This is a genomic window from Arthrobacter saudimassiliensis (assembly GCF_059090665.1).
In genome coordinates, this window is sequence record NZ_JBNHFX010000001.1 from 854,994 (window position 1) to 868,208 (window position 13,215).

Sequence of the window (13,215 nt, forward strand, 5' to 3'; positions counted from 1 at the left end):
CCGGCAACGGGCCGCCGGCGCGAGGGCCGGACGCGTATCTTCACATCATGTGGCCTGAGCCACAATCACGTACCCTTGGGGGTATTGCCCGTTCCGTGCCGATGATGCCGCCTGGAGGTGAAAGCCGTGCCGAGTTCAAGGGGATCAACGGGTCCGGCGGCGCAGCAGCCGCGGCCGGCCGGCGACGCCGCCGGCCGCACCAGCCGGTTCTCCACCGCGCAGGCGCCGCTGGCCCAGCGGCTGGGCCTCTGGGAGGAATACAACGAGCTGGCGCTGTTCGGCCTGCGCTGCAGCACCCTCTCGGAGCGCAGCCTGCTGGCCACCCAGACCAACCTTGAACTGCCGCGCATCCGCCTCACCCACATCCAGGGCAACGACCACGTCATCGAACGCGCACCGGAGAACATCCGGCGGAACCCCGTTGACGCCGTCATGCTCTGCCTGCTCCTGGAAGGCAACGCGTTCTTCTACCACGACGCCGGCTGCGAGACGCTGGTTGCCGGCGAAGCCGTGGTGTACGACGCGAACCGGCCCTTCATGTACGGCTTCTCCACCGACATGCGGCAGGTCATCGTCGAGGTCCCGCGCGCCCTGCTGCGTGAGCGGTCGGTCCGGGAGGAGTACTTCCGGCCGCGGGTGCTGCGCATCTCCGGCTCCCCCGCCGCCGTCCACGCGCGCAGCACCGCCAATACCGTGCTCGGCGCCTTCCGGAACGCGGTTCCCGACACCGCCGGCATGGAGGAAAGCGTGCTGGAGACGTTCTCGCTCATCGCCGGCGAACCCGGCCCGGCGCCGTCGCGCGCCTACCTGGCCACGGCCCGCGACTACATCAGGGCACACCTCGGCGAACCCGACCTGTCCCTGGCCCGGGTGGCCCGGGCCGTGGGGGTCAGTGAGCGCCACCTGACCCGCATCTTCACCGAGGAGGGAACCAGCCCGGCCCGGTACGTGCTGGAAAGCCGGCTGGAGCGGGCCCGCGGGCTGCTGGCGGACCCTGCGAACGCCGCCGTCCCCGTGGCCGAGGTCGCTGCGGCGGCCGGCTTCGTCTCCGCCGCCCACTTCTCCCGCAGCTTCCGGCAGCATTTCGGCTTCAGTCCGCGCGAGGCCCGGGAGGCGGCAGGCGGCTAGCGACGGCGCGGCCGCGGAGACCTGCGGTTGCCTGATCCGGACACCGGCTTGCCGAATCCGGACACGCCCTTCTGCGGCGCGGACAGCGAAGCGACAGTGGGATCTGCATCACACCCAGTGTCTCCGCCCCGAAAGGCTCCGGACCCCCATGAAACACACTTCACGCCTGCTCGGCCTGCTCGCCGTCCCGGCGCTGGCCTTCTCCCTCGCCGCCTGCTCCGGCTCCGACGCCGCTGAGTCCCCGACCGCCGAGGGCAGCTCCTCCTCCATCGACACCGCCGCGCTGGACACCATGCTCGAGGAATTCCAGCAGCCCCTCGACGAAGAGGTGCCCACGGAGTCGCCGGCCATCGCCGAGGACAAGAGCATCGTCGTCATCCCCTGCACCTACTCCTCCGAGGCCTGCGCCCGCGGCGCGGACGCCGCCATGGAGGCCGCGGAGTCGCTGGGCTGGGAGACCCGCATGATCGATCCCGCCGGCAACCCCGAAAAGGCCCGCCAGGCCGTCGAGCAGGCGATCCAGCTCGGCGCCGACGGAATCATCTTCACCGCCGCCGTCGGCGACCAGATCAGCGATGCCCTCCAGGAGGCCCGCGACGCCGGGATCTTCCTGGTCAACAGCATGTCCCCCGCCGACGACCGCTTCGACGTGGAGATCGTGCCCGACGAGGATGTCTCCGGCAAGATGATGGCCGCCGCCATCGCCCAGGACAGCGGCGGCACCGCGAAGGTGCTGGTCACCACCGACCCGGCCTTCCCGTCCATCACCGCCCGCACCGAGGCGTTTACCAAGTGGCTGCCCGAGCTGTGCCCCGAATGCGAAATCGTGGAGACCATCGAGACGCAGATGTCCCAGCTGCAGTCCGGCCTGCCGCCGCAGATCCAGGCGACCCTCACCGCCAACCCGGAGATCAGCTACATCTGGACCCACACCGGCGCCGCCGTTGTCTCCTCCCAGGCCACCGTGGCCCGCAGCGCCAACGGCGACTCCATCAAGATGGTGTCCTACGACGGCAACTCCGCCAACCTGGACCTGATCAAGGACGGCAAGAGCCAGTTCGCCGACGTCATCAAGCCCATGGAGCACGCCGGCTACCTGTCCGTGCACGAAATGAACAAGCTCTTCGCCAACGGCTCCTCCGGCCATGAGGTGATCGAAATGTCCAAGCGGATGGTGCTGCAGGAGACCCTGCCCGAGCTGCCGTGGACCGGAGACACCGATTGGAAGTCCTCCTTCACGACCCTGTGGGAGAACGCGGGCTAACTCCGCGGACCCCCGCGGCCGGCCCGGCCTCACCGGGCCGGCCGCACCCCGTTCCGCCCCGGCACCCATCTTCAGGAGCACCACATGCAGCACACCGCCGCCCTGAGCATCCGCGGTATCAGCAAGACCTTCACCGGACAGCGGGCGCTCGACGACGTCACCCTCGATATCCAGGCCGGCGCGGTGACCGCGCTGCTGGGCATGAACGGATCCGGCAAGTCGACGCTCATCAAGATCCTGGCCGGCGTCTACTCCCCTGACCCGGGCGGGGCGCTGCGCGTCCGCGGGCAGGACCTGTCCCTGCCCCTGACCCCCGCCGCTGCTCACGCCGCCGGCCTGCGCTTCCTGCACCAGGACCTGGGGCTGGTGGACGCGCTGACCATCGCGGACAACTTCGCGCTCTCCGACGGCTTCTTCGCGCGGACCGCACTGTCCCCCGTCCGGCTCCGGCGCGAATATGCCCATGTGGCGGCCACCCTGGAGCTGCTGGGCATCAACGAGCATCCGGGCCGGCTGGTCGGGGACCTGACGCCCTCCACCCGCACCATGGTCGGCATCGCCCGCGCCTTCCAGCACCGCTCCGGCGGACCGGACGGCGGGGACGGTGCGGACGCGGCCGACGTCGATGCGCTGCGGCGGAACATCCTCGTCCTGGACGAGCCCACCGCGTCGCTGCCCGCGGATGAAGCCGACCGGGTGCTGGCGCTGCTGGACATGCTGCGCAGCCACGGCGGCACCGCGGTCTATGTCAGCCACCGCATCGAGGAGGTCCGCCGCATCGCCGACAACGTCGCGGTGCTGCGCGACGGCCGGCTGGTTGCCGACGAACCGCTGGGCGAGCGCGACGCCGCCGCCATCGTGTCCCTGGTGATCGGCCGCGAACTGGAAACCCCGGCCATCCGGCCCGCCGAGGAACGCGAAGGCGCGGTGCTGCTGAGCACCCGAGGCCTCCGCGGACCCCGGCTGGACGGCGTCGACCTGGACGTCCGGGCCGGCGAGATCGTGGGCGTCACCGGGCTGATCGGCTGCGGACGCAGCGAACTGGTCCGCCTGATCGCCGGCGCCCAGCGCCCGTCCGCCGGCACCATGACCCTCGGCGGCCAGGCCTATGCCCCCGCCACGGCCGCCGCGGCCATCGCGGACGGCGTGGCGTGCGTGCCGCAGAACCGCCGCCGCGACGGCGTCGTGCTGGACCTGGGGGTCGGCGACAACCTGACCCTGGGACGGCTGAAGCGGTACACCCGCGGACCGCTCCTGGACCGGGCGGCGGAAACCGCCGCCGCCGCCGACCTGTCCCGGCGGTTCCTGGTGAAGACCGCGTCCCTTTCCGCCCCCGTCCGCAGCCTCTCCGGCGGCAACCAGCAGAAGGTCGTCGTCGCCCGCGCCGCCAGCGGCGCACCGCGGATGCTGCTGCTTGACGAACCGTCGCAGGGCGTGGACGCCCTGGCCCGGCAGGAAATCAGCCGCCTGCTCAAGGAGCTCGCCGACGACGGCGTGGCCGTCCTGGTCGCCAGCACCGACTACGACGACTTCGTGGGCCTGGCTGACCGGGTGGTGGTCCTGGACCGCGGCCGGGTCGCCGCCGAACTGGCCGGCCCGGAGATCAGCGAGGACGCCATCGCCCTGGCCTGCCAGACCGGAGCACCGGCCCGGCCCGCCGCCCCTACCCCCTCCAACCCCTCCTAGGAGCCACCACAGTGAACGCCCGCTTCAACCCCGGCCTGCTGATGAGGAACTACGGCATCGTGGTCTTCCTGGTCCTGATGATCGTCGTCTTCTCGCTGCTCATGCCGGACACCTTCGCCACCTCCGGCAACTTCCGCCAGATCCTGGCCGATCAGGCCGTGCCGGGCATCCTGGCCCTGGCCGTCATCCTGCCGCTCGCCGCCGGCGAGTTCGACCTCTCGGTCGGCGCCAACCTGGGCATCTGCACCATCGCCGGCATCGTGCTGGCCGGCACCGGCCTGCCCCTGCCGCTGGTCCTCATCGCCACCCTGGCGCTGGGCATGCTGATCGGCGCGATCAACGCGTTCATGACCATCGTCGTCGGCGTCAATGCGTTCATCGCCACCCTGGGCATGTCCACCATCCTGGCCGGCTTCAACCTGCTGCTGACCAACTCGACGCTGATCACCCACTCCTCCGACGCCTTCTCCGCCCTGACGGGTGTCCGGCTGCCGGGCGGCCTGCAGGTGGTGGTGTTCTACTTCCTGGCCGCCGCGCTGGTGCTCTGGTTCGTCCTCGAGCGCACCCCGTTCGGCCGCTACCTGCGCGCCACCGGCATGGGCCGCGACGCCGCGGAGCTCTCCGGCGTCCGCACCAAGCGGTATCTGGCCGCCGCATTCATCGGCGCCGGTATGCTCGGCGGCCTCGCCGGCACGCTGCAGGCCTCCCGGGCCGGCAACGCCACGCCGGACCTCGGCCCGGAATTCCTGCTGCCGGCCTACGCTGCGGCGTTCCTGGGCGCCACCGCCATCCGCGCCGGGTACTTCAACGTCTGGGGCACCGTGGCCGGGGTGTACCTGTTGGCCGTGGGTGCCAACGGGCTGGTGATCCTCGGCGCCAAGACCTGGGTGACGAACATCTTCAACGGCGTTGCCCTGCTCATCGCCGTCTCCGCCGCCACCCTGGTCCAGCGCCGCAAGGCGAAGGCCCGTGCCGTCCGGAAGGCCGACACCGATTCCGGCGCCGGCACCGGTGCCGGATCCGGGGTGGCCGACCGGGAGAAGGGCGCCGCCGCGCCGGCCTGATCCGGGCGAGCGGTGCCGAAACCGCCTACCCTCTTCTCCAACTCCGTCTTCTCCAACCCCGTCCGTTCCATCGTGCGACCCGCTTTATCTCACGTCCGCCTCTTCCCTTTCTGCAATTAGGAGCAGCCATGACCCTCCTCGCCACCTCCGCCTGGCACGGCAAGATCCACACCGATGCCTGGACCGCCGGGTCCGCCGGGGTCCTCGACGTCGTGGAACCCGCCACCGGCCGCATCCTGGGGTCCGTCGGCGCCGCTGACCGGTCCGACGCGCTTGCCGCCGCCACCCGGGCCGCGGCCGCCCAGCAGGCCTGGGCCAGGACCAAGCCGGAGGAACGCGCCGCCGTCCTCCGCCGCGCCGGCGCCCTGTTCGAGGAACACGCCGGAGAAATCCAGGACTGGATCATCCGGGAGACCGGATCCATCGCCGCCAAGGCAGCCCTGGAGACCCACATTGCCGCGAACGAGTGCTACGAGGCAGCGGCCCTCCCGGCCCACCCGGCCGGCGATGTGCTGACCAGCAACGAAGACCGCTGGTCCTTCGCGCGCCGCCGCGCCGCCGGCGTCGTCTCGGTGATCTCCCCGTTCAACTTCCCCCTGATCCTCTCGATCCGCTCCGTCGCCCCCGCCCTGGCCCTCGGCAACGCCGTACTCCTGAAGCCGGACCCCCGCACCAGCATCTCCGGCGGCGTGTCCATCATGCGCGTCTTCGAGCTGGCCGGCCTTCCGGCCGGCGTGCTGCAGCTGCTGCCCGGCGGCGCCGAAGTCGGCCAGGCGGTGGTCGAGGCGCCGGAGGTGCGCATCGTCTCCTTCACCGGCTCGACGGCGGCCGGCCGCAAGGTCGGCGAGACCGCCGGACGGCTGCTCAAGCGGGCCCACCTGGAGCTGGGCGGCAACAACGCCCTGATCGTGCTGCCCGGCGCCGACCTGGACCTCGCAGCCTCGGCCGGCGCCTTTGGCTCCTTCATGCACCAGGGACAGATCTGCATGACCACCGGCCGGCACATCGTCCACGAATCCCTGCTTCAGGAGTACGTCGACCGGCTGGCGGAGAAGGCCGCCTCACTGCCGGTCGGGAACCCGAGCACCGGGCAGGTGGCGCTGGGACCGATCATTGACGAGCGCCAGCGCGACAACATCGACCGCCTCGTGCGCGCGGCCAAGGACGACGGCGCACAGGTCGCCGCCGGCGGCACCTATGAGGGCCTCTTCTACCGGCCGACCGTGCTCACCGGCCTGACGCCCGAAAACCCGGCCTGGACCGAGGAGATCTTCGGCCCGGTGGCTCCCGTGCTGGGTTTCTCCACCATCGACGAGGCCGTCCAGCTGGCGAATGCCTCGGAGTACGGGCTCTCCCTGGGCGTGCTGGGCGAGGTCGGGCTGGCCATGGAGGTCGCCGACCGGGTCAACACCGGCAAGGTCCACATCAACGAACAGACCGTGTCCGACGAGGCGAATTCACCGTTCGGCGGCATGGGCGCCTCGGGAACCGGTTCCCGCTTCGGCGGTGCGGCCGCGAACATCGAGGCGTTCACCGAAACGCAGTGGCTGACCATGCGTCCCGAGATCGCCCGATACCCCTTCTGACGGCCGGGCCCGGGCGCGCCGGACAGTTTCCGGCGCGCCCGGCGCCGTTTCGCGGCCAGGGCGGCACCTCAGGTCAGCGGGCGGATTTGTCCGCCCGGACGGGATGGCCGGAGATGATGGAGACCCGGTTGAAGGCGTTCATCGTCACCGCGGCCCAGCTGATCACCGAGAACTGCTCGTCGGTCAGCCCGGCGCGCAGACCGTCGAAGGCCTCCTCCCGCTCTGCGCGGGGCGGCAGGTCGGTGACCGCCTCCGCCAGGGCCAGGGCAGCCCGCTCGGTGTCCGAAAAGACCTCGGTGTCGCGCCAGGCCGGCAGCACCGCGAGCCGGCGCGGGTCCTCGCCGGCTTCCAGCGCCTGCCGGGTGTGCAGGTCCAGGCAGTACGCGCAGCCGTTGAGCTGGGAGACCCGCAGGTTCACCAGTTCCATCAGCCGGCGGTCCAGCCCGGCGTCGGCCGCCGCCTCACGCACCTGCACGGCGGTCGCGGCGAGCGCCCGGTAGGTCCCGCGGTGCTGCTTGTCGAGATAGATCCGCCGGTTCATCCTGCTCCTTCCATCTGCTTCCATCCTCACCCTAGGCCCACGCCACCACCACCCGTGCCGCCTGGTCCGGCACCGTCACGTCCAGGCCGGTCAGTTCGCGGAAGCGGCGCAGCCGGTTCAGGATCGTGTTGCGGTGGCAGTAGAGGTCCGCGGCGGTCTGGCTGACCGAGCCGGTGGCCAGGAACAGCTCCACGGTCTCCTTCAGGCGCTCCCGTTCGCTCAGCCGGCTCTGCCCCAGGGCCTCGTCCAGCGGGCCGCGCAGGTCGACACCCGCGTCCAGCAGCAGGTGGCTCGCCAGGCGCACCCATCCCCCGGAGAGGCTGACCGGCCCGCGGTCCCGCTCGTCGAGCAGGCCGGCCAGGCGCCCCGCCGCCGCGGCGGCTCCGGGCACCGCCCGCAGGCCCGGGACCCGGGGCGCCAGCCCGCACGGCAGGCGTTCCAGCCCGGGCAGCAGGCGGCCGGCTCCCGGCCCGGTCGGCGGAACCCAGAACGCGGTGAGGAAGTGTCCCTGCTGATGGGTGAACACGTCACGCCCGGCCGCCCGGGCGGCGTCGACGGCGGCCCGCAGCCCGGCTGCGACCGGCGCAGCGGCGGTGACCACCGTAAAGGTGTCGTGGGCCCGCACGCCCAGGGCCTGCGCAATCGCGGCCAGGCCCTCCTCCGAGGGGGCGGCGTCGAACAGCCGGTCGATGAAGCTCCGGCGCACGTCGGCCTCCTCCCGGGCCATGCCGATCCGCTCGGCCGAATAGCTGAGATAGGTCTGCGTGGCGAAGTTGTCCACCACCTGCCAGACCCGCTCCACCCGGCGGGTGAGCAGATCCGCGTCCTGCGGCGAGGAGATCTCCAGCAGCGCGTTCCAGATGATGCCGAAGTCCAGGCGCACCGCCGCCGTCAGCGAATCCGGCGGGACCCGCTGGCGGGCCCGCCGGGACCCGAGTTCCCTGGCCAGGTCCAGCAGTTCGGGCGCCGGGGAGCCCGTGGCCAGGCTGCTGAGCAGTCCGCGGAAGGTCTGCACCGCGGTGGCCCTGACCTCATCGGAACGGGCGAGGTCGGCGTAGTCCTCGATGCCGCCCAGCTGCCGGAGGAATCGCTCGGTCAGCAGGTCCGAGCGCCCGCTGAGCAGGATCAGCAGCTGCCGCCACCGTTCCTGCTCCTCCTGATTAAGCGAAGTGTGCATATGCACACTTTATTCGCCGGTTTCCGTGTTGTTTTACTCGGGAAACTGCGGTTTCCCACTGGCAGGATGAATGCAGTCCCGGCGTTCAGTGATGCGCGCCACCCTGCGACCTTGGAGTTCCCCAATGGCCCAGCCAAGCACCGCCGGCCCGGCACCCGCCGCGGCGGCGAAGATCAGCGAGAAGACCGCGGGACAGGTGGCCTTCGCCGCCCTCGTCGGCACCGCCCTGGAGTGGTACGACTTCTTCCTGTTCACCACCGCTTCGGCCCTGGTGTTCAACGTGCAGTACTTCATCTCCGAGGACCCGGTCCAGGCCACCCTGTACTCCTTCGGCACCCTCGCCGTCGGCTTCGTCGCCCGCCCCATCGGCGGAGTCATCTGCGGCATGCTCGGCGACAAGTTCGGGCGCAAGAAAATCCTGATGATCACCATCGTCGGCATCGGCGTGGTGACCGGACTCATCGGCCTGCTGCCCACCTACGCAAGCATCGGCGTCGCCGCTCCCGTGCTGCTGATCGTCCTGCGCATCCTGCAGGGGTTGGCCGTGGGCGGTGAGTGGTCCGGCGCCGTGACCATCGCCGTGGAGAACGCCCCGCCCGCCAAGCGCGCCCGCTACGCCGCCATGCCGCAGATCGGCTCGCCCATCGGCACCCTGCTCTCCTCCGGCGGCTTCTTCCTCGTCGCCGCCCTGATCAGCGAGGACAACTTCGACTCGTGGGGCTGGCGCATTCCGTTCCTGGCCGCCATTCCGCTGCTGCTGGTGGCACTGTGGATCCGCAGCCGGCTGAGCGAGTCCCCCGAATTCGAGGCGCTGATGGCCAGCGGCGAAACCGAACACGCCCCGGTCCGCCGCACCTTCGTCGAGTCCTGGCGGCAGATCCTCATCGGCATGGCCTCCACCCTGCTGGGCGTGGGCGGCTTCTACCTGGTCACCACCTTCTCGGTGTACTACGGCACCTCCATCCTCGGCCTGCCGCAGGCCCTGATGCTGCTGGCCACCCTGGTGGCCGCCGCCGTCGAAATTCCCATCCTGATCTGGGGCGGCCGGCTCGGGGAGAAGTTCGGCGCCAGCAAGGTGATCCTCTGGGGCGGCGTCGCCGCCGTCCTCGCGTCCTTCCCGGTGTTCCTTGCGGTGCAGAGCGGAGAACCGGTGCTCGTGGTGCTGGGCGTGACCGTGGGCGTGGCCTGCCTGTCGCTGCCCTACGCGGTCTCCGGCACCGCGCTCACCGGCCTGTTCCCCGCCAAGACCCGCTACACCGGCGTCGCGATCGCCTCCAACGCCGCCAGCGTGATCAGCGGCTTCGTACCCATGGCCGCCACCGCCCTGCTCGCCGCGGCCTCCAACTCCATCGTGCCGATCGCCCTGCTGCTGATGGTGATCGCCGGCTTCACGGCGGTCTCCGGCCTGCTGATTCCGCGCTGGTCCGTGGTGGAGAAGGGCCTGCTGCGGTGAGCAGCGCAGCAGGCACGGTCAGCGCCGGGCACCTGCTGGTCGCCCAGCTGGAGGCGGCCGGCATCCCCCGGGTCTATGCGGTGCCCGGGGAAAGCTACCTGGACGTGCTCGACGGCCTGCACTCCTCCCCCATCCGCACGGTGGTGGCCCGCCACGAGGGCGGGGCCGGCTTCATGGCCCTGGCCGAGGGCCGGCTCACCGACCGGCCGGGCATCGCCATGGTCACCCGCGGCCCCGGTGCGGCCAATGCGTTCATCGCCGTGCATACCGCCTATCAGGATGCGACGCCGCTGGTGCTGTTCATCGGGCTGGTTCCGGTGGCGGACCGCGGCCGGGAGTCCTTCCAGGAGTTCGATCCGGCAGCTTGGTTCGGCAGTACCGCCAAGAAGGTGCTGGTGCTGGAGGACCCGGCCTCAGCGGCGCGGATCGTGGACGAGGCGCTGCACACGGCGGCGTCGGGGCGGCCGGGACCGGTCGTCGTCGGGCTGCCGGAGGACCTGCTGGTGCGGCAGGTTCCGGCGGCCACCGTACCGCCCCGGCCGGTGGCCGCCCCGGCGCCCGACGACGCCGCCCTGGCCCGGCTGGCCGACCTGCTGGCCGCCTCCCGCCGGCCACTGCTGGTGGCAGGCGGCGAGGGCTGGACGGCGCAGGCTGCGGACGCCGTCGCCGGGTGGGCCGCGGCCCGCGGGATCCCGGTGGCCACGGACTTCCGCGCCTTCGACTCCGTGCCCCACGCCAGCGAGGCCTACGTGGGCGGGCTGGGCTACGGGCGCGCCGAGTCCACCGCCGCCTGCCTGGCGCGCGCCGACCTGCTGCTGTTCGTCGGCTGCGTCCGCTCCGACGTCCTCTCCGACGGATACCGGCTGGGCGGCTCGGCGGTGACCGCCGTCGTGAACCCCGATCCGGAGCTGCTCGGCCACGACGGCCGGGTGGACCTGCAGCTCATCGCCGGCCCGGCAGCCTTCGCGGCGGCGCTGCCGCGGCTGGACGCCCTGCCCGGCACCGCGCCCGCCCACGAGGAGGGCTGGCTCAAATCCGCCCGCGCCGCCTGGGAAACCGCACGCATCCCGGCACCCGACGGGGTCAGCGGCGTCGACCTGGGCCTGGCCATGGCCGCGGTCGAGGCACGGAAGGAGCCGGACGCGATCCTCACCTTCGGGGCCGGCAACCACACCGGTTGGGCGGGCCGGTTCCTCAGCCTGAACGGGCCGGATTCGCTGGTCGCCCCGCGCAACGGCGCGATGGGCGCCGGGATCCCGGCCGCCGTCGCCGCCTCCCTGGCCTATCCGGAGCGGCAGGTGATCTCCGTGGCCGGGGACGGCTGCTTCCTGATGAACGCCCAGGAGATCGCCACCGCCGTCGCCGCCGGTGCCAGGTTCACCGCCATCGTGGTGGACAACGCCGGCTACGGCACCATCAAGGGCCACCAGGAGCAGTCCTATCCGGGCCGGCCCTCCGGCACCGACCTGGTGAACCCCGACTTCGCCGCCTGGGCACAGTCCTTCGGCGGCTACGGCGAGTGCGTGGAACACACCGATGACTTCGCCGCCGCCTTCGAACGCGCGGCGGCCAGCGGCCGCCCGGCGGTGCTGCACGTGCTGCAGGACCCGGCGGTCCGCGCCCCGCTCAGCCGGAGCATCCCCGAGGAAAGGCCCCTGTGAAACTCGACCTGCTGATCCGCAACGCCCGCATCATCACCATGGACGCGGCGCAACCCGCGGCGTCCGCCGTCGGCGTCCTGAACGGGCGGATCGTGGGGCTCGACGACGACGTCGCGCACCTGCCCGCCGCCGAGACGGTGGACCTGGGCGGGGCGGTGCTGACGCCTGGCTTCAACGACACGCACTGCCACACCACCTGGTTCGGGCTGGGCCTGGCCGAAACCGATGTGTCCGGCGCCGCCGACATGGAGGAGCTGTACACCCTGCTCGAAACGGCCGCGGCGCAGCCTGACACCACCGGCACCGGCTGGGTGATGGGCACCGGGTTCAACCAGGTGGACCACGGCGGCCGGTTCCCCGACATCAGGGTGCTGGACCGGATCTGCGCCGGCCGGCCGCTGTACCTGCGGCACAACTCCGGGCACATGGCGGTGGCCAACACCGCCGCGCTGCGGCTGGCCGGCGCGGATGCCCCGGACTTCCCGGATCCCGCGGGCGGGCGGGTGGTCCGCCACCCCGACGGCACGCCCACCGGGCTGCTGCAGGAGACCGCGCAGCGGCTCATCCAGGACCTGGTGCAGCCCTACTCCCTTACCGCCATCGAGGCGGCCCTGGACCGCGGCACCGCCCGCTACGCCCGCGAAGGCATCACCAGCTTCACCGAGGCCGGAATCGGCGGCGGCTGGATCGGCCACTCCCCGCTGGAGCTGGCCGCCTACACGTCCGCCCTGCGGGGCGGCCGGCTGCATGCCCGCGCCCAGGTCATGCCCGCCATCGACGCGCTGCACGGGCTCACCGGCCACGCCGACGACGACGCCGGGCTGGGCCTGGACCTCGGCATCGTCACAGGGTTCGGCTGCGACCGGCTGTCCCTGGGCCCGGTGAAGGTCTTCACCGACGGATCGCTGATCAGCGAGACCGCCGCTGTGGCCGAACCGTACTGCGGGCACGACCACGGCACGAACACCGGCTATTTCCAGGACGACCCGGAGCAGATGCGCTCCCGGATCCTCGCCGCCTACCGTTCCGGCTGGTCCATCGCCGCCCACGCCATCGGGGACCGCGCCGTCGACTTCGCCCTGGACGTGCTCATCGAATGCCAGCGCACCTACGGGCGGCGGGCGGTGCCCAACCGCATCGAACACGCCTCCATCACCCGGGACGAACACCTGCCGAAGCTTGCGGCGGCCGGGATCGCGGTCACTCCGCAGGCCGGGTTCTTCGCCACCCTCGGCGACGCCATGACCGCGTCCCTGGGGCCCGAGCGGGTGCGGCTGGCCTACCGTGGACGCTCCTTCGTGGACGCCGGCGTGCTGCTGGCGGGCAGCTCGGACCGCCCGGTGGCCGACGGCAACGTGATGCGCTGCCTGCAGGCCTTCGTGGACCGGCGCAGCGGAAGCGGCGAAGTCTTCGGCGGACCGGAGGAAGGCCTCACCCCGTACCAGGCGCTGGCCGCCTACACGGTCAACGCCGCCGAGGCCACCGGCCGGCGGGGCAGCCTCGGCAGCATCACTCCCGGCCTCCTGGCGGACTTCGCCGTGCTCTCGGACTCTCCCCTCGACGTACCCGTGGGCGAGATCGGCGGGATCGAGGTCCGCGCCACCCTCGTGGGCGGCGAATTCACCCACAACGCCCTCTGATCCCTTCCACCGACA

10 protein-coding genes are annotated in these 13,215 nt (G+C 71.8%); 8 read left to right on the forward strand and 2 right to left on the reverse strand.

Annotated elements, in window-relative coordinates; genetic code table 11:
- Positions 1–126: 126 nt before the first annotated feature.
- The 5 genes from AC5RV6_RS03955 (at position 127) to AC5RV6_RS03975 (ending at position 6,728) form a co-directional block, all read left to right on the forward strand.
- Entirely contained in the window at positions 127–1,128 is a 1,002-nt protein-coding gene (locus tag AC5RV6_RS03955) for a helix-turn-helix domain-containing protein (RefSeq protein ID WP_494005972.1), read from the forward strand.
- Positions 1,129–1,276: 148 nt separating this feature from the next.
- Positions 1,277–2,392, forward strand: coding sequence for a sugar ABC transporter substrate-binding protein (locus AC5RV6_RS03960; protein ID WP_494005973.1), 1,116 nt, complete (start codon positions 1,277–1,279; stop codon positions 2,390–2,392).
- 84 nt (positions 2,393–2,476) lie between these two features.
- Positions 2,477–4,078 carry a sugar ABC transporter ATP-binding protein gene (locus tag AC5RV6_RS03965; protein WP_494005974.1) on the forward strand — a complete coding sequence of 534 codons (1,602 nt, stop codon included), beginning with the start codon at positions 2,477–2,479 and terminating at the stop codon, positions 4,076–4,078.
- Between the two features lie 11 nt (positions 4,079–4,089).
- On the forward strand, positions 4,090–5,142 hold the full coding sequence (locus AC5RV6_RS03970) for an ABC transporter permease (RefSeq protein ID WP_494005975.1): 1,053 nt from the start codon (positions 4,090–4,092) through the stop codon (positions 5,140–5,142).
- A 128-nt stretch (positions 5,143–5,270) separates the two neighbouring features.
- Positions 5,271–6,728, forward strand: a complete 1,458-nt coding sequence (locus AC5RV6_RS03975; RefSeq protein WP_494005976.1) for a benzaldehyde dehydrogenase — start codon at positions 5,271–5,273, stop codon at positions 6,726–6,728.
- Between the two features lie 73 nt (positions 6,729–6,801).
- On the opposite strand, the gene AC5RV6_RS03980 is transcribed toward AC5RV6_RS03975, so the two are convergent.
- The gene (locus AC5RV6_RS03980) at positions 6,802–7,269 is read right to left on the reverse strand and encodes a carboxymuconolactone decarboxylase family protein (RefSeq protein ID WP_494005977.1); all 468 of its coding nucleotides are present in this window, start codon (positions 7,267–7,269) and stop codon (positions 6,802–6,804) included.
- A 31-nt stretch (positions 7,270–7,300) separates the two neighbouring features.
- Positions 7,301–8,446, reverse strand: a complete 1,146-nt coding sequence (locus tag AC5RV6_RS03985) for a helix-turn-helix domain-containing protein (RefSeq protein ID WP_494005978.1) — start codon at positions 8,444–8,446, stop codon at positions 7,301–7,303.
- A 124-nt stretch (positions 8,447–8,570) separates the two neighbouring features.
- Between AC5RV6_RS03985 and AC5RV6_RS03990 the strand changes: the two genes are divergently transcribed.
- The 3 genes from AC5RV6_RS03990 to AC5RV6_RS04000 are packed head-to-tail and all read left to right on the forward strand — an operon-like array spanning position 8,571 to position 13,200.
- Positions 8,571–9,899, forward strand: coding sequence for an MFS transporter (locus AC5RV6_RS03990; protein WP_494005979.1), 1,329 nt, complete (start codon positions 8,571–8,573; stop codon positions 9,897–9,899).
- Positions 9,896–11,560, forward strand: coding sequence for a thiamine pyrophosphate-dependent enzyme (locus tag AC5RV6_RS03995; RefSeq protein ID WP_494005980.1), 1,665 nt, complete (start codon positions 9,896–9,898; stop codon positions 11,558–11,560). The genes AC5RV6_RS03990 and AC5RV6_RS03995 overlap by 4 nt, the downstream gene beginning before the upstream one ends.
- Positions 11,557–13,200, forward strand: coding sequence for an amidohydrolase (locus AC5RV6_RS04000; RefSeq protein WP_494005981.1), 1,644 nt, complete (start codon positions 11,557–11,559; stop codon positions 13,198–13,200). The genes AC5RV6_RS03995 and AC5RV6_RS04000 overlap by 4 nt, the downstream gene beginning before the upstream one ends.
- Positions 13,201–13,215 lie beyond the last annotated feature (15 nt).